Genomic DNA, 14,891 nt, shown 5'->3' on the forward strand with positions numbered 1-14,891 from the left:
GGCGAGTTCAACATATGCCGGTGCTTTCCGAAACTTGACCCGACTTCCTTGCTGGTGGCTCCCATCAGGCTCCTGGGAACCGGGTCTTTCCGAGGAGTCATCATGGCTAAGATCAAGCTCACCAAGTCCGCCGTCGATGCGGCGCAGCCTCAGCCGCAGGCTGTCGAACTCCGGGATACGCTGGTGCCCGGCTTCTTGTGCAAGATTACCCCGTCCGGGCGCAAGGTGTTCATGCTCCAGTATCGGACGAACGCCGGCGAGCGCCGCAAGCCCGCCTTGGGCCAGTACGGGGAGTTGACTGTCGAACAGGCCCGTTCGCTGGCGCAGGAATGGCTGGCCCAGGTTCGCAGGGGTGGCGATCCTGCCGCCGCCAAGGCCGAAGCACGCAAGGCACCCACTGTTGCGGAGTTGTGCAAGAAGTTCATGGGGGATTATTCCAGTAAACGCCACAAGCCCAGCACTCAACTCGGCTACCAAGGCGTTATCGACCGCAATGTCATCCCGCTGTTGGGTAGCAAGAAAGTCCACGACGTGAAGCGACCTGACATTGCCGGGCTGATGGAAAAACTCTCGTATAAGCAGACCGAGGCGAACAAGGTATTCAGCGTCCTGCGCAAGATGTTCAACTTGGCCGAGGTGTGGGGCTACCGGTCTGACGGCACCAATCCTTGCCGCCACGTCCCGATGTACCCCGCCGGCAAGTCCACCCACCTCATCAGCGACGAGGATATGGGCAAGCTGTTCCAGCAGCTCGACAAGATCGAAGCCGAGGGGCTGGAGAACTATGTCATCCCTCTGGCGATCCGGCTGCAATTCGAGTTCGCCGGTCGCCGTTCCGAAATCGTCGCGTTGCAATGGGATTGGGTCGATCTGGAGAACCGGCGTGTCGTGTGGCCCGATAGCAAGACGGGCGGCATGTCCAAGCCTCTCAGCGAAGAAGCCTACCGGCTGCTTTCGGCCGCACCGAGGCAGAAGGACAATCCCTATGTCTTGCCGTCACCGCGCCATCCGGGGCAGCACCTGACCGTGGGGGAACATTACGGCGGTTGGTGCCGTGCGCTCAAGGCAGCAGGCGCGACGCACGTAGGTACGCACGGCATCCGTCACCGCTCGGCCACCGACATTGCCAATTCGGGCATCCCGGTCAAGGTCGGCATGGCGTTGACTGCACACAAGACCGTGGTGATGTTCATGCGTTACGTCCATACCGAGGACAAGCCGGTACGTGAAGCGGTCGAACTGGTGGCGAACCGGCGCAAGACGATCACCGGCACCACGATTCGCCCGACCGCGGAGGCCACGACATGACCCGTCGCAAAGCATCCAGCGCGTCCCCCGCCGCGCCGCCGACGCTGCTGGGCAATATTCGGGCGCTAATCGAGGCGTCGCGTCAACGTGCTGTCCTGGCCGTCAACGCCGAGCTGACGCAGTTGTTTTGGCGCGTCGGCCAGCGCATCCATATGGATGCGCTGGCCGGGCAACGGGCCGGATACGGCGAAGAAATCCTGCCAAGCCTGGCCATGCAGCTTGTCCGCGACTATGGGCGCAGCTTCGCGGACAAGAACCTGCGCCGGATGGTGCAGTTCGCGGCCACGTTCCCGGACGAGCCAATTGTCGTTTCACTGTCACGACAATTGAGCTGGTCGCATATCGTGGCACTGATCCCGCTGAAAGATCCACGCCAGCGCGACTACTACGTGCAGATGGCCAGCGCCGAACGCTGGAGCGTTCGCACGCTGCGCGAGCGCATCGACTCGATGCTGTACGAGCGCACGGCGCTGTCCAGGAAGCCCGATGCGATGATCGCGCAGGAACTGGCGACCTTGCGCGACGCGCAGCGTATGTCACCGGCCCTGGTCATGCGCGATCCGTACATCCTCGATTTCCTGGGCCTGCGTGATACCTGGCAGGAAGGCGATCTGGACGCGGCCATCATCCGCGAAATGGAATCCTTCTTGCTGGAGCTGGGCGCGGGTTTCAGTTTCGTGGCCCGGCAGAAGCGCATCCAGATCGACGACGAGGATTTCCACCTCGACCTGCTGTTCTATAACCGCAAGCTGCGGCGGCTGGTGGCCGTGGAGCTGAAAGTCGGCGAGTTCAAGGCAGCCTACAAAGGCCAGATGGAACTTTACCTGCGCTGGCTCGACAAGCCCGAGCGGGAACCGGAGGAAGCCTCGCCGCTGGGGATCATCCTTTGTACCGGCAAGAAGCACGAGCAAATCGAACTGCTCGAACTGGACAAGTCGGGCATCCATGTCGCCGAGTACCTGACCACCTTGCCGCCGCGTGCGGTGCTGGTGGAGAGATTGCACGAAGCGACCCAACGGGCACAGTTGCAGATTGATCAACGAAATATGACTGACAGCTAGTCATAATCTTTGCCGGGCTGTGCTCGCCAAACAATCAACGATATGTCCCTCTTGACTGTTTTACGGTGACCCCGGCTAAGCCAATTTCCTTCAGCCTCTCTTGCATGTTCTCTTTAGTGATCTTGCTTTTGGGCCCAAGAACGACTTCTTTTATAGCTGGGATGCCGCTGAATGTCGTACCAAATTTGTGATATGCCGACTGCCCAAAATCAGATTTTCTTGTCGAAACCTCATATGGGTCGACTGATTCAGTTATTTCGATAAATCCACGAATCTCTCTCTCGTCAACAAAGAAGTCATTTTTATATAGTGTGCATAGCCGCATAAGAGCTACGCCAAGGGCTCCATTCTGCACATTGAAAAATTTTCCTGACTTATTTTCAGCGTTGTTCGAGGGAATCATCCTAGATCGATCTAGGTATTTTCGTACCTCACCTTCGTAGATCTTGGCGTCGTAGATTATTGGGAAAAAATTTACGTTGCCAGTAATGGGAGCCATTTTTGATAGATAACGATTAAATAGGCCGTAGTTTTTTATATCGTTATGCGAGTATCCAATTGAAGCTCCTTCGCCGTTATCGCCGTATCCGCGCCACATACTCAGGCAATCGCCATCACTTGAAAATGAACAGATTAATATTCTGAATCTTGGGTCCATTTTTTCCGGCGAAATTTTTTTCGCCAAGTCAATTCTCTCCGGGTATTCATCGGAAATAATTTGGCTCACAATTCCGTGGCCGGCTGAGTATTCATCCGAGTCATTCATCCTCCTGATGTCGGAAAACCAAAGCTCTTGGCTTTCTAGCATTTTCAGGAATGTTTCCTGTGTTGCGTAGCGATATACAATCTCGTTCATTTGACTACGAGTCCAAAGTGGCCGTCGATCGAGGGTTGTCGTCTGACTGACAAGGCGATCTATGTGTTGATGGCACGTCATCGCGAGAGCGGTTCGATTGCTGTTTGGCAAGCAACGTCCTATGACTGCACGGCACCTGATGCAATCGGCTGTACTGACTCTTGATCGAGAATGTCCGGACTCTGAATAAGTAATGCCACAATTTCTCTGGTCAATGGAATGAGATTTCCCCAGACTAAATTCTCATCTACGCGATGGCCTTTGTGGAACAATCTATTTCGTGCCTTAATCAAGTCTTTAACCATGCGTACATCGATTGAGATTGTTGATCCATCCAGTGCCGGGATGTGCGTGATGCCTATTTTTTGTAGTGTCGTGTGAAGCTTGTCGTGCCTCGAATCTGAAGTGCGAGACAATACCGATTGAACGACTCCTTTTTTATTGTCATTTTCCATATTGCTTGCGGTTTCGCGGATTGATGCTTTTTCTTCTTCCGAAAAAAGGGTGCCCTCTGGAAAAAGGGAGGTAGAAAAAGGCGATCCCTCAACGGCTTCAAGTATAAGAAACAGATTGAAGAATTTCGTCTTGGCGTTATTCGATTGCATGCCCAAGAAGTAGAAATGGACCAGTTCATGCAATCGTGAGGCTGTGATCGGAAAATTGCTGAGGCGAGCTTTTCGCGTCACCTTTATATCTAGGTGATCTCTGAGTCCTTCTCCATTGTCGCGATAGAAGGACCCATAATCGATGTCAACAAATGGCGATCCATAAAAATGGTTCTGCCCGTAGGACAGCCGGTAGGTCACGTAGCTCGCAAAGGCTTCGACAAATTCAGCGGCCTCATTTACGTTGACAGGAGTCTTAAACTCAACAACTACTTCATATTTCGAGTTAGCGAACTTGACACTCGCGGAGACAACGTCGTATCCGAGAAAGGCTAGATTGGAGAGGAAGGTTTCATCCTCCAATGCGGTACGGTCTGAACCCGTATACTCCTGATTCGCGGCAATATGCGAGCTTTGGAGCGTGAAGAAGAATTTCATCTGCTGCATATGCGGTTTTTTCTCGGAAAAAATTATTGATGTATTTATGCGCCCAGGGTGTCCGAATATTCTGTCCTAGCTTCTTGCAAGTACGCTCGATACGCATACTCAATCAAGTCGCGCACCAGTTCGAGCAACCCGCTCCAAGGTAGGCCATCAAAAGGATCGCCATGCGCCAGCGAGTTGCGAATTTGCGCCAGGGTTGGCCCAGGTGCCACGGCTGGGTGGGTATCTTTACTGCGGTGGTAGTTCGCGTTGTGAAGCAGCGACGTTATTGATCCACCGTAGCGTTTCACGAACGGTAGAAGTTCGTCACTGAGTCCATCTTTTTCAACCATGTGTTTGAGTAGCTTTTGCAGCGACGGAGCTTTTTTATTCTGCTCATGTTGGGTGCTTTGATCGGACTCCTGCAACCGAAAAAACATGCCGTATTGATCCTTAAGCGCAAGTTCCAATGCCGTCAAGGCGACAAGTTCGCCGACTTTGACCAATCCGTAGTCAAACCATGAAAGAACATAGAGCCGTTGTGATCGGCGGAATTTATCGCCAACAATTTTAGGTATCAACGGATGCAGGCTGCATCCGTTGATAAACACCTTCCACTCGGCAAGGTGCTGAAAACTCACCAGAGCACCCGGGTTGTTTGGTGCTGGCCAGGGTACGACAAATGGGGCGTCACGATCAGTATCAAATAGCAGAGGCAAGAAATCGTCCATTTCGTCGCCCAACATTGGTGATAAAGCTACCCCTCACCGAATCCGCGCAGTTCGGTGGCATTTGAGAAGCAATGCACGGTGCTGCGCCTACTTCACGTCGAGCGCCTCGGAAAACAATACGCGGTCGATACCCCAGTAATCGAGCAGGCAGAAGAGCATGCTACGAAGCTCGACGCTCGCTGCACCGTGGAAGACAAATTGTCTCGACATGGCCATTTGCTCGAACTCTTTGGCAACGATGAATAGCGTTCTGGCTATCTCGTTCTTCGAGAAAAACTCGCCCAAGATGGCCGTATTCAACTGAGCCAACTGTTTTTCAACACTTGCCCTGACTTGTCGCGAGATCGTGGGGCCGTCACTTGCATGTTCTTCGACCAACCCCATCGCAACATTCAAGACTTTCTTTATTGCCCGCCGGCGCGGCTCAGCCGGCGAAGCCGAGCGGGTTCATCGACTGCCAGCGCCACGAGTCCTCGCACATGCGGTCGATGTCGTGCCTGGCCTGCCAGCCGATCAGCGCGTGCGCCAGCGCCGGGTCGGCATAGCACGAGGCGATGTCGCCCGGGCGGCGCGCCACGATCTCGTACGGCACCGGCCGGCCGCTGGCGCGCTCGTAGGCCGCCACCACTTCCAGCACGCTGTAGCCGCGGCCGGTGCCGAGATTCACGGTCAGGCACTGCTGCTTGTCGCGCAGGTAGACCAGCGCGTCGAGGTGGCCGGCGGCGAGGTCGCACACGTGGATGTAGTCGCGCACGCCGGTGCCGTCCGGGGTCGGGTAGTCGCCGCCATACACCATCAGCTTCTCGCGCCGGCCGCCGGCGACCTGCGCCACGTAGGGCATCAGGTTATTGGGCACGCCGCCCGGGTCTTCGCCGATCAGGCCGCTCTCGTGCGCGCCCACCGGATTGAAATAACGCAGGTAGGCAATGCGCCACGACGGGTCCGAATGCTCCAGGTCGCGCAGGATCTGCTCGCCCATCAGCTTGGTCTGGCCGTAGGGATTGGTGGCCGACAGCGGAAAGTCCTCGAGGATCGGCACGGCATGCGGATTGCCATAAACCGTGGCCGACGAGCTGAACACCAGCTGCTTCACGCCGGCCGCGTTCATTGCCGAGCACAGCGTGAGCAGGCCGCCGAGATTATTGCCGTAATAATCGAGCGGCTTGGCGACCGATTCGCCCACCGCCTTGAGCGCGGCGAAATGAATCGCCCCGGTGATGCGGTGCTCGGCGAACAGGCGGTCCAGCAAGGCCCGGTCGCGCACGTCGCCTTCGACAAAATCCGGGCGCTGCCCGGTTATCCGCGCCAGCCGCTCCACCACCTCGCGGTTGCTATTGCAGAGATTATCCAGGCCGATCACGCGATAGCCGGCTTCGAGCAGGGCCACCCAGGTGTGCGAGGCGATATAACCGGTAGCTCCCGTGAGCAGCAAGGTTTCAGACATGGCGATTCATCGGTAAGTTGAGAAAGAGGCGAAACGGGCGCGGCAACGGCGCCGGCCCTGGCTGCCGCGCCCGCTCCTGCCCGGCATGCGGCAATGAGCACCAGCAAGCGGGGCCGGCGGCGCGGCGATGGCGGGTAAGCATATCAGGCCGCATCGGGCACGCGCGTGACGGCGCCCGCATGCCGCGCCGGCGGCTGGCCCGAGCGGGCCTGCCACGCTTCGAACGCGGCCCGCAGGCGCCAGCCGGATTCCAGGTCGCGCATGCCGAGGCGCTGCGCCACCTCGGCCGGGCTCGCGCCGGCTTCGAAGTGCAGCGCGCAGCAGGTGTTGCGCAGCGTCTGCGGCGAGGCGCGCTCGCTGCGCCCCGCCAGCACGCCGGCTTCATCGAGCAGGATCTCGACGCGGCGGTACAGCGAGGCGGCGTGCAGCGGCCGGCCCGCCGGCGTGGCGGGGAAGACCAGTTCGCCGAGCGTGTCCGCGGCCGCGCGGACCGCCAGCCACGCCAGCAGCGCGGCGCGCGCGAAGGCGAAGACCGGCGCCTCGTAGGCGCGGCCGTTGTCGGCGCGCACCAGGCGCAGCGCGCGGGCGTCCGACGCGATGCTCTGCGCGCGCAGGTCGCGGGCTTCGCCCACCTTGAGGCCGGCGCCCAGCAGCACCGCCACCAGCGCGGTGTCGCGCGCGCGCTTCCACTGCGTCGGCGACGGCATGCCGGCGTCCTTGCCGTCCTGGCCGTCGTTCGCGCGCGGCGGCGCCGGCGCCAGCACGCGGGCGATCACGATGTCCCGCTCGGCGGGCAGCAGGAATGCCGTGGGATCGTTCTCGCCTTCGGCCAGATGCGCGCGCACGGCCTGGCTGGCGGGGTTGTGCAGGCCGTCCTGCAACCGCGACAGATGATGGAACACGCGCTCGATCAGGCGCGCGTAGCGGTAGCGGTGATGCTTGTGCAGGTCCTGCTCGTCGAGGAACGCGCCGATCTGCTCAGCCGACCACGCCAGCGGCGCCACGCCGCGCTCGCCCGACCAGCGCAGCAGCTTGCCCCACATGGCGCGGTAGACCACGGCGGTGCCGTGGCGGAAGCCGTGGCTGGCCAGCCAGCCGTCGAAGGCGCGCTCGGGCTGGGCACGCCAGGCGGCCAGGTCCGCATCGAACAGCGCCGGGGGCGGCCCGTCTGCGCGCATGTTGGTCTTCACTTGCGCTCCTGCGTTGGTTTGCGGCAATGGCGGTATTGTAGACAAGACGCCACAAAACACCGAGCCCCGCGACATGCGAACGCGGCGGCCGGGCGCAGCGGGCGGCATCCGCCGCGAATTTGGCGGGCCGGCGGCATGCAGCCAGTTGCATTCGCGCGCGCGGGCTGCTACCTTTCACCTGATCTCTCATGCAACTGGTTGCATAGAGACGACGGCGAACCGATATTCCGATGCCTGGGATATCCGATACCCGATACCCCGACACCCCGATACCGAAGAACGATGCCGGGGCGGCCCGTCCGCCCCCGGCCAACCCGGAGAAGACACTTGACCCAAGCAACGCTGTCGGCGGCGGCGCAGGCCTCGCTGGCCATCTGGCACCGCATGATCGCCACCCATTCGATGGACGAGCTGGACGGCATCGTCGCCGACGAGGTCGTCTTCCATTCGCCGGTGGCGCACACGCCCTACCCGGGACGCGCCGCGCTGCGCATGGTGCTCGAGACCGTCAACCAGGTCTTCCAGGATTTCCGCTACCACCGCGGCTTCGTCGGCGACGACGGCCGCAGCGTGGTGCTGGAATTCAGCGCGCGCGTGGACGGCAAGGCGGTCAAGGCCATCGACATGATCCGCTTCGACGCCAACGGCAGGATCGACGACTTCGAAGTCATGGTCCGCCCCAAGAGCGGCCTCGACGCGCTGGCCGCGGCGATGGGCGCGCGGCTCGCCGGCCAGACCTCCGTCCTGCACGGCGCCTGAGCGGCGCCGCCATCCCGGCCACCAACCCTTTCCGATCCGGTCCCCGGACCTAACCTTGCGCAAAAGACCATGTCACTTCCCGCCATCCTCCAGAACCGCCTGTCCCTGCCGGTGGTGTGCTCGCCGCTGTTCATCATCTCCAACCCCGACCTGGTCATTGCCCAGTGCAAGGCCGGCGTGGTGGGCTCCTTCCCCGCGCTGAACGCGCGCCCGGGCCCGGTGCTCAACGACTGGCTGGACCGCATCACCACCGAGCTGGCCGAGCACGACGCCCGCCACCCGGACCGCCCGGCCGCGCCGTTCGCGGTCAACCAGATCGTGCACAAGTCCAACGACCGGCTGGACCACGACCTGGAGCTGTGCGTGCGCTACAAGGTGCCCATCGTCATCACCTCGCTGGGCGCGCGCAAGGAAGTCAACGACGCGGTGCATTCCTACGGCGGCATCGTGCTGCACGACATCATCAACAACACCTTCGCGCGCAAGGCCATCGAGAAGGGCGCGGACGGCCTGATCGCGGTGGCCGCCGGCGCCGGCGGCCATGCCGGCACCTTGTCGCCGTTCGCGCTGCTGCACGAGATCCGCGAGTGGTTCGACGGCCCGCTGCTGCTGTCGGGCGCCATCGCCAGCGGCGACGGCATCCTCGCCGCGCAGGCCGCGGGCGCGGACCTGGCCTACGTGGGCTCGGCCTTCATCGCCACCGAGGAGGCCAACGCGCAGGCCGGCTACAAGCAGATGATCGTGGACAGCAGCGCGTCCGACATCGTCTACTCCAACCTGTTTACCGGCGTGCACGGCAACTACCTGCGCCAGAGCATCGTCAATGCCGGGCTCGACCCGGAAGCGCTGCCGCAGTCGGATCCGTCCAAGATGAACTTCGGTTCGGGCAGCGCCAAGGCGTGGAAGGACATCTGGGGCGCCGGCCAGGGCGTGGGCGCGGTCAAGCGCGTGGTGCCGGCGGCCGAGCTGGTGCGCCGCTTCGCCGAGGAATACGCGCTGGCGCGCCGCCGCCTCGGACTGGCCCCGCACACCGCCAGCGCCACCGCCGCGGCCGACCTGGCCTGATCTAGCGCCCTCGCGGCCCGGCGCGGCCGCGGGCGCCTCGCGCGCCGGGCTGCGCCTTTCCTTTCAGACCGCGCCGCCCGGCTGCGCCAGCAGCGGCAGCAGGTCCTCGGCCCACGCCACCCAGTCTTCCTCGTAGCGGATGCCCCGGCGCAGCAGCGCATGCTGCAGGCGCTGTGCGCGCGTCGGCTCGGCCGCGGCAAAATCGCGCACCTCGATCCTGCGGTAGGTCTCCAGCCGCTCGCGGTGCATCTCGATCAGGCGCGCCATTTCCGGGCCCAGGCCGAGCGGCCCGATGACCGCGTCGGCGCGCAGCCTGACCAGGATCTCGTCGCGCGCGTCCAGCCCGTTGGCGGGCTCCAGCACCCAGCGCGCCAGTTCGTCGCGCCCCGGCGGCAGCACGAAATACACCTTCTTGCGGTTGCGCGCGTCGCCCTCGCTCTCCTGCGCGGCGATCCAGCCGTTCTGCGCCATGCGGCCCAGCTCGCGGTAGATCTGCTGGTGCGTGGCATGCCAGAAATAGCCGATCGAGCGGTCGAAGCGGCGTGCCAGTTCATAGCCGGACGACGGTTTTTCCAACAGGGAAGTCAGGAGGGCGTGCTGGACGGACATGCAAGAAGGGGTGACGTGGAGGCCGCCCGGCGGGCGATTCGCGCGGGCCGCATGGCCTGGATGGCCGGCATGGCAACCGTCTATGTTAGCGCAAAGCCGCGCGCGCACGGCACGCGGCGCGCTGTCCGCCACCGGCCGCGCGGCGGGGCCGGCACCCCGCGCGCGGGCCGATCATTGCGCGATATATGACAAATTGAAGCGTCAACCACACCCAGAATTAAAAAATACGAAATAGCATTTTGCGACCCGCTGCCATACATTTGCAGACATAGCCATTTTTGCATGGCCCGTGCCGCTATTCGGCCACGGCGCGGGGCATGCGAATCCATCGATCGGGAGTCGTCCATGCCAGGACAAAAAGATTACGCCGAAGACCGGGATGTCCCTTGGGAAGCCGACGGCGACGGACCTGCGGCACCGCCCGCGCAGGCCGCCTCGATGCCGGTGTACTACCGCCTGCCGGACACGCCGGAAGGCCACCATATCAAGGAATACGCCAGCGGCCTGCGGCAGCTGGTGCGCTTCGTGGGCGTCGAAGAACAGGTCGTCAAGTACAGCCTCGGCTGAAACAGCCCCGGCGCAAGAGCGCGAAGACATGCGTCCGTGACGCTTTCTTGTCTCCTCCTGCCCTGTGAGTGGGCCGGAATTGAGCCCGCGGGATCCGCGGGCTTTTTTTCGTCCTCGCGGCATGGCGCCGGGAATGGCACCGGGAATGGCACCCAAAAGACAAGGCCGCGGCCGGGACAGCTGTCCCGGACCGCGGCCGGTCCGACGGTCTGAAGCGAGCTGGGCCTAGCGCATCAGTCCACGGTCGCGCCGGAGGCCTTCACCACCTTGGCCCACTTGGCGGCTTCGCTCTTCATGAAGGCAGCCAGTTGCGCCGGCTTTTCCGGATGGGCTTCCGCGCCCTGGTCGGCCATCTGCTTCTGCACGTCCGGCATGGCCAGGATCTTCACCACTTCGGCGTTGATGCGGTCGACGATGGGCTGCGGCGTGCCGCCGGTGGCGTACAGCGCGAACCACGAGGTGGCTTCGTAGCCGGGCACGCCGGCTTCGGCCACGGTCGGCACGTTCGGCAGCGCCGGCGAGCGCTTGGCCGAGGTCACGGCGATGGCGCGCAGCTTGCCGGCCTTCACGTGCGGGTACGACGACGGCAGGTTGTCGAACATCAGGCCGATCTGGTTGCCCAGCAGGTCATTCACGGCCGGGGCGCTGCCCTTGTACGGAATGTGCTGGATGTGCAGGCCGGTCATCGAATTGAACAGCTCGCCCGACAGGTGCATCGACGAGCCGCTGCCCGACGAGCCATACGACAGCTTGTCCGGGTTGGCCTTCACGTAGGCGATCAGTTCCTTGATGGTGCTGACCGGCACCTTGGGATTGACCACCACCAGGTTCGGCACCATCGCCACGCGCGTGATCGGGGCGAAGTCCTTGACCGGATCGTACGGCAGCCTGGAGTACAGCGACTGGTTGATGGAGTGGGTGCCGATGGTGCCCATGAACAGCGTGTAGCCGTCGCCCGGGGCCTTGGCCGCCAGCGCGGCGCCGATGTTGCCGCCCGCGCCCGGACGGTTGTCGATCACGACCGGCTGGCCGAGCGCCTTGCCCAGTTGCAGGCCGACGATGCGCGCCAGGATGTCGGTGGTACCGCCGGCCGAGAACGGCACGATCATGGTGATCGGCTTGGTCGGGTAGGTGCCTTGGGCTTGGGCGGTGCCGGCCACGCCGGCGAACGCCGCGGCCAGCGCGACGCCGGCGGCCAGCAGGCGCCGGCGCGTATTGACGTGCAGAGGGCTTGCTTGGAAATCGGTTTTCATGTTTGCTCCAGGTAAATCGCTATCGGCCCGCACCGGCGGCGCGGGTCGTCTTTTTTAGTTATGGACTGCGGATTGCTTCGGCGTGATGACACCGCGGCATGTGCCGCGTCCACGCCACGGGCTTACACGGGGGCGACGCCGAGCGTGGTGCCGCCGCACACGTACAGTACCTGGCCGGTGACGAAACCGTTTTCCGGCGACAGGAAGAACATCGAGGCACGCGCCACATCCTCCGGCGTGCCCATGCGCTTGACCGCGATGCTGGCCAGGATGCGCTTGGTCTGCTCGCTGCCCTCGGGATTGCTCTTGCGGAACAGCTCGGTGGCGATCGGGCCCGGCGCCACGGCATTGACGGTGACGCCGTCGCCGCCAAGCTCCATCGCCAGCGTGCGGGTCATGCCGATCAGGCCGGCCTTGGTGGCGGAATACACCACGCGCTCGGGCTTGCCCAGCGCGGCGCGCGAGGCCATGTTGACGATGCGGCCGAAATGCGCGGCGCGCATCGCCGGCAGGCAGGCCTGGGTCAGCAGCATGGTGGCCTGCAGGTGCAGGCCGACCACGTAGTCGAGGTCTTCGACGCGCGCGGTGTCGACGGTGCCGGGGCGGGTGGCGCCGGCATTGTTGACCAGCCGCGTGACGGCGAAGCGCGAGACCACCTGCTCGGCCACGGCGCGGGTCGCCGCGGCGTCGGTCAGGTCGGCCTGGAAGAACGTCATGTTGGGGTGGGACCAGGCGGGGGCGACATAGTCGACATTGACCACCTGGGTCACGCCATCGGCCAGCAGCATCTCGCTGATGGCGCGCCCGATACCGGAACTGGCGCCGGTGACGAGCGTGGCAACGGGAAGGGACATCGTTGACTCCAACCGGCGCAAGCCTGCGCCGGGTCATGCGTGAAGAGATGCGGCCGGAACCGGCGAGCCAGTCGGCCCGGTCGCGCTGCTTCTTGCGTTGGGGGAAACTTCATCAACCTGCACATCCATAGCAGGCTAACGGCGGTGAAACGCCATTCTTTAGCGGCTGTTTTCCAACCGCGCGCCAGCGGCGCGCCCCGCGGACCGGAGCCCGCGGCGCGCGCGCCGGACCGCAGCGCGTCAGACGCGCTCGATCACCATCGCGATGCCCTGGCCCACGCCGATGCACATCGTGCACAGCGCGAAGCGGCCACCGGTGCGGTGCAGCTGGTACATGGCGGTAGTCACGAGGCGGGCGCCGCTCATGCCGAGCGGGTGGCCCAGCGCGATCGCGCCGCCGTTGGGGTTGACGCGCTCGTCGTTGTCGGCCACGCCCAGCTGGCGCAGCACGGCCAGGCCTTGCGCGGCAAACGCTTCGTTGAGCTCGATCACGTCCATCTGGTCGATGGTCATGCCGAGCTGCCTGAGCAGCTTCTGCGTGGCCGGCGCCGGGCCGATGCCCATCACGCGCGGCGCCACGCCGGCGGTGGCCATGCCGACGATGCGGGCTTTCGGGGTCAGGCCGTGCTGCTTCGCGGCCGCTTCGCTGGCCAGCAGGATGGCGCAGGCGCCGTCGTTGACGCCCGAGGCATTGCCGGCGGTCACGGTGCCGTCGGCGCGCACCACGCCGCGCAGCTTGGCCAGCGCTTCCATGCTGGTGGCGCGCGGGTGTTCGTCGCGCTCCACCACGATGGCGTCGCCCTTCTTCTGCGGAATCGTCACCGCGGTGATTTCCTGCGCCAGCGTGCCGTCGGCCTGCGCGCGCGAGGCCTTTTCCTGGCTGCGCAGCGCCATCAGGTCCTGGTCTTCGCGGCTGATCTTGTAGTCGGTGGCGACGTTCTCGGCGGTCTCGGGCATCGAGTCCACGCCGTAGGCCGCGCGCATGGCCGGGTTGACGAAGCGCCAGCCGATGGTGGTGTCGAAGATCTGCGCGTCGCGCGAGAAGGCGCTGGTGGCCTTGCCCATCACGAACGGGGCGCGGCTCATGCTTTCCACGCCGCCGGCCAGCATCAGGCCCGCTTCGCCGGACTTGATGGCGCGCGCGGCGGTGCCGGTGGCGTCCATGCCGGAGCCGCACAGGCGGTTGATGGTGGCGCCCGGCACGCTTTCCGGCAGGCCGGCCAGCAGCAGCGACATGCGCGCCACGTTGCGGTTGTCCTCGCCGGCCTGGTTGGCGTTGCCGTAGATCACGTCATCGATGGCGGACCAGTCCAGGTTCGGGTTGCGCGCCATCAGCGCCTTGAGCGGCACCGCGCCCAGGTCGTCCGCGCGCACCGCGGACAGGCTGCCGCCGTAGCGGCCGATGGGGGTGCGGATGGCGTCGCAGATAAAGGCTTCGGTCATGTTGTCTCTCTCTTGCTTGTACGTGGCTTGTACGTGAATCGTGATCGTGAAGCGGAGGCCCCGGCAGCGCTCAGGCCGTGGCAGCCTGCAGGAGCGGCACGCCGGTCACGCGCTGCAGTTCCTCGAAGGACAGGCCTTCGACCAGGTCGCGCGCGACCAGCCCTTCGGGCGTCACGTCGATAGTGGCCAGGTCGGTATAGATGCGCGTGACGCAGTTCATGCCGGTGAGCGGATACGTGCATTGCGGCACGATCTTGCTCTCGCCCTGCTTGGTCTGGTGCTCCATCATCACGAACACTTCCTTGGCGCCGATGGCCAGGTCCATCGCGCCGCCCACGGCCGGGATCGCGCCCGGCGCGCCGGTGTGCCAGTTGGCCAGGTCGCCCTTCTCGGAGACCTGGAACGCGCCCAGCACGCAGAAGTCGAGGTGGCCGCCGCGCATCATCGCGAACGAATCGGCGTGGTGGAAATACGAGCCGCCCGGCTTGATCGTGACCGGCTGCTTGCCGGCGTTGATCAGGTCGCCGTCTTCCTCGCCGGCGGGCGGCGCCTTGCCCATGCCGAGCAGGCCGTTCTCGCTGTGCAGCAGGATTTCACGGTCGGCCGGCAGGTGGTTGCCGACCAGGGTGGGCAGGCCGATGCCGAGGTTGACCACGGCACCGTCGGGAATGTCTTTGGCCACGCGGGCGGCCATCTGATCGCGGGTCAGGCGTTGCATGTCGG

16 protein-coding genes are annotated in these 14,891 nt (G+C 63.6%); 5 read left to right on the top strand and 11 right to left on the bottom strand.

The features are described 5' to 3' along the window. Positions 1-102: 102 nt before the first annotated feature. Together AC3WXD_RS30710 and AC3WXD_RS30715 are read left to right on the top strand one after the other, a co-directional pair. Positions 103-1,308, top strand: a complete 1,206-nt coding sequence (locus AC3WXD_RS30710) for a tyrosine-type recombinase/integrase (RefSeq protein ID WP_492325343.1) — start codon at positions 103-105, stop codon at positions 1,306-1,308. Next, positions 1,305-2,369, top strand: a complete 1,065-nt coding sequence (locus tag AC3WXD_RS30715) for a PDDEXK nuclease domain-containing protein (RefSeq protein ID WP_492325344.1) — start codon at positions 1,305-1,307, stop codon at positions 2,367-2,369. The genes AC3WXD_RS30710 and AC3WXD_RS30715 overlap by 4 nt, the downstream gene beginning before the upstream one ends. 34 nt (positions 2,370-2,403) lie before the next feature. Here the strand turns inward: AC3WXD_RS30715 and AC3WXD_RS30720 are convergent, their stop codons facing one another. The 6 genes from AC3WXD_RS30720 to AC3WXD_RS30745 form a co-directional block, all read right to left on the bottom strand. Then, entirely contained in the window at positions 2,404-3,225 is an 822-nt protein-coding gene (locus AC3WXD_RS30720; protein WP_492325345.1) for a DUF2971 domain-containing protein, read from the bottom strand. 119 nt (positions 3,226-3,344) lie between these two features. Further along, the gene (locus AC3WXD_RS30725; RefSeq protein WP_492325346.1) at positions 3,345-4,268 is read right to left on the bottom strand and encodes a hypothetical protein; all 924 of its coding nucleotides are present in this window, start codon (positions 4,266-4,268) and stop codon (positions 3,345-3,347) included. A 44-nt stretch (positions 4,269-4,312) separates the two neighbouring features. Then, positions 4,313-4,984: a hypothetical protein gene (locus AC3WXD_RS30730; RefSeq protein WP_492325347.1), complete on the bottom strand. Its 672-nt coding sequence runs from the start codon at positions 4,982-4,984 to the stop codon at positions 4,313-4,315. Positions 4,985-5,071: 87 nt separating this feature from the next. Continuing rightward, positions 5,072-5,380 (bottom strand): hypothetical protein, encoded by a 309-nt coding sequence (locus AC3WXD_RS30735; protein WP_492325348.1) that lies wholly within the window; start codon positions 5,378-5,380, stop codon positions 5,072-5,074. A 28-nt stretch (positions 5,381-5,408) separates the two neighbouring features. Then, on the bottom strand, positions 5,409-6,428 hold the full coding sequence (gene galE, locus AC3WXD_RS30740) for a UDP-glucose 4-epimerase GalE (protein ID WP_020206695.1): 1,020 nt from the start codon (positions 6,426-6,428) through the stop codon (positions 5,409-5,411). Between the two features lie 143 nt (positions 6,429-6,571). Then, positions 6,572-7,606 (bottom strand): tyrosine-type recombinase/integrase, encoded by a 1,035-nt coding sequence (locus AC3WXD_RS30745; protein WP_492325378.1) that lies wholly within the window; start codon positions 7,604-7,606, stop codon positions 6,572-6,574. A gap of 294 nt (positions 7,607-7,900) precedes the next feature. On the opposite strand from AC3WXD_RS30745, the gene AC3WXD_RS30750 reads away from it, so the two are divergent. Beyond that, complete coding sequence (locus AC3WXD_RS30750; protein WP_492325349.1) at positions 7,901-8,377, top strand: nuclear transport factor 2 family protein; 477 nt, start codon at positions 7,901-7,903, stop codon at positions 8,375-8,377. Between the two features lie 69 nt (positions 8,378-8,446). Further along, positions 8,447-9,442, top strand: a complete 996-nt coding sequence (locus AC3WXD_RS30755; RefSeq protein WP_492325350.1) for an NAD(P)H-dependent flavin oxidoreductase — start codon at positions 8,447-8,449, stop codon at positions 9,440-9,442. Positions 9,443-9,505: 63 nt separating this feature from the next. Here the strand turns inward: AC3WXD_RS30755 and AC3WXD_RS30760 are convergent, their stop codons facing one another. Next, positions 9,506-10,051 (bottom strand): PadR family transcriptional regulator, encoded by a 546-nt coding sequence (locus AC3WXD_RS30760; protein ID WP_492325351.1) that lies wholly within the window; start codon positions 10,049-10,051, stop codon positions 9,506-9,508. 345 nt (positions 10,052-10,396) lie between these two features. Here AC3WXD_RS30760 and AC3WXD_RS30765 point away from each other — a divergent pair, with 345 nt between their 5' ends. Then, the gene (locus AC3WXD_RS30765) at positions 10,397-10,618 is read left to right on the top strand and encodes a hypothetical protein (protein ID WP_029044391.1); all 222 of its coding nucleotides are present in this window, start codon (positions 10,397-10,399) and stop codon (positions 10,616-10,618) included. A 233-nt stretch (positions 10,619-10,851) separates the two neighbouring features. On the opposite strand, the gene AC3WXD_RS30770 is transcribed toward AC3WXD_RS30765, so the two are convergent. The 4 genes from AC3WXD_RS30770 to AC3WXD_RS30785 all read right to left on the bottom strand — a co-directional run bounded on the left by AC3WXD_RS30770 (position 10,852) and on the right by AC3WXD_RS30785 (position 14,886). Then, positions 10,852-11,871: a Bug family tripartite tricarboxylate transporter substrate binding protein gene (locus AC3WXD_RS30770; RefSeq protein ID WP_492325352.1), complete on the bottom strand. Its 1,020-nt coding sequence runs from the start codon at positions 11,869-11,871 to the stop codon at positions 10,852-10,854. 122 nt (positions 11,872-11,993) lie between these two features. Then, positions 11,994-12,725, bottom strand: coding sequence for an SDR family NAD(P)-dependent oxidoreductase (locus AC3WXD_RS30775; protein ID WP_020206702.1), 732 nt, complete (start codon positions 12,723-12,725; stop codon positions 11,994-11,996). A gap of 240 nt (positions 12,726-12,965) precedes the next feature. Then, on the bottom strand, positions 12,966-14,168 hold the full coding sequence (gene pcaF, locus AC3WXD_RS30780; RefSeq protein ID WP_492325353.1) for a 3-oxoadipyl-CoA thiolase: 1,203 nt from the start codon (positions 14,166-14,168) through the stop codon (positions 12,966-12,968). 70 nt (positions 14,169-14,238) lie between these two features. After that, positions 14,239-14,886: a 3-oxoacid CoA-transferase subunit B gene (locus AC3WXD_RS30785; RefSeq protein ID WP_020206704.1), complete on the bottom strand. Its 648-nt coding sequence runs from the start codon at positions 14,884-14,886 to the stop codon at positions 14,239-14,241. Between the last annotated feature and the right edge of the window lie 5 nt (positions 14,887-14,891).

It is taken from the genome of Cupriavidus sp. FW216-B1 (assembly GCF_058789195.1).

Bases quoted from the DNA above. Each gene is read 5' to 3' on its own strand.
- AC3WXD_RS30710 (WP_492325343.1), top strand. From the start codon at position 103: ATGGCTAAGATCAAGCTCACCAAGTCCGCCGTCGATGCGGCGCAGCCT.
- AC3WXD_RS30715 (WP_492325344.1), top strand. From the start codon at position 1,305: ATGACCCGTCGCAAAGCATCCAGCGCGTCCCCCGCCGCGCCGCCGACG.
- AC3WXD_RS30720 (WP_492325345.1), bottom strand. From the start codon at position 3,225: ATGAACGAGATTGTATATCGCTACGCAACACAGGAAACATTCCTGAAA.
- AC3WXD_RS30725 (WP_492325346.1), bottom strand. From the start codon at position 4,268: ATGAAATTCTTCTTCACGCTCCAAAGCTCGCATATTGCCGCGAATCAG.
- AC3WXD_RS30730 (WP_492325347.1), bottom strand. From the start codon at position 4,984: ATGGACGATTTCTTGCCTCTGCTATTTGATACTGATCGTGACGCCCCA.
- galE (WP_020206695.1), bottom strand. From the start codon at position 6,428: ATGTCTGAAACCTTGCTGCTCACGGGAGCTACCGGTTATATCGCCTCG.
- AC3WXD_RS30745 (WP_492325378.1), bottom strand. From the start codon at position 7,606: ATGCGCGCAGACGGGCCGCCCCCGGCGCTGTTCGATGCGGACCTGGCC.
- AC3WXD_RS30750 (WP_492325349.1), top strand. From the start codon at position 7,901: ATGCCGGGGCGGCCCGTCCGCCCCCGGCCAACCCGGAGAAGACACTTG.
- AC3WXD_RS30755 (WP_492325350.1), top strand. From the start codon at position 8,447: ATGTCACTTCCCGCCATCCTCCAGAACCGCCTGTCCCTGCCGGTGGTG.
- AC3WXD_RS30760 (WP_492325351.1), bottom strand. From the start codon at position 10,051: ATGTCCGTCCAGCACGCCCTCCTGACTTCCCTGTTGGAAAAACCGTCG.
- AC3WXD_RS30765 (WP_029044391.1), top strand. From the start codon at position 10,397: ATGCCAGGACAAAAAGATTACGCCGAAGACCGGGATGTCCCTTGGGAA.
- AC3WXD_RS30770 (WP_492325352.1), bottom strand. From the start codon at position 11,871: ATGAAAACCGATTTCCAAGCAAGCCCTCTGCACGTCAATACGCGCCGG.
- AC3WXD_RS30775 (WP_020206702.1), bottom strand. From the start codon at position 12,725: ATGTCCCTTCCCGTTGCCACGCTCGTCACCGGCGCCAGTTCCGGTATC.
- pcaF (WP_492325353.1), bottom strand. From the start codon at position 14,168: ATGACCGAAGCCTTTATCTGCGACGCCATCCGCACCCCCATCGGCCGC.
- AC3WXD_RS30785 (WP_020206704.1), bottom strand. From the start codon at position 14,886: ATGCAACGCCTGACCCGCGATCAGATGGCCGCCCGCGTGGCCAAAGAC.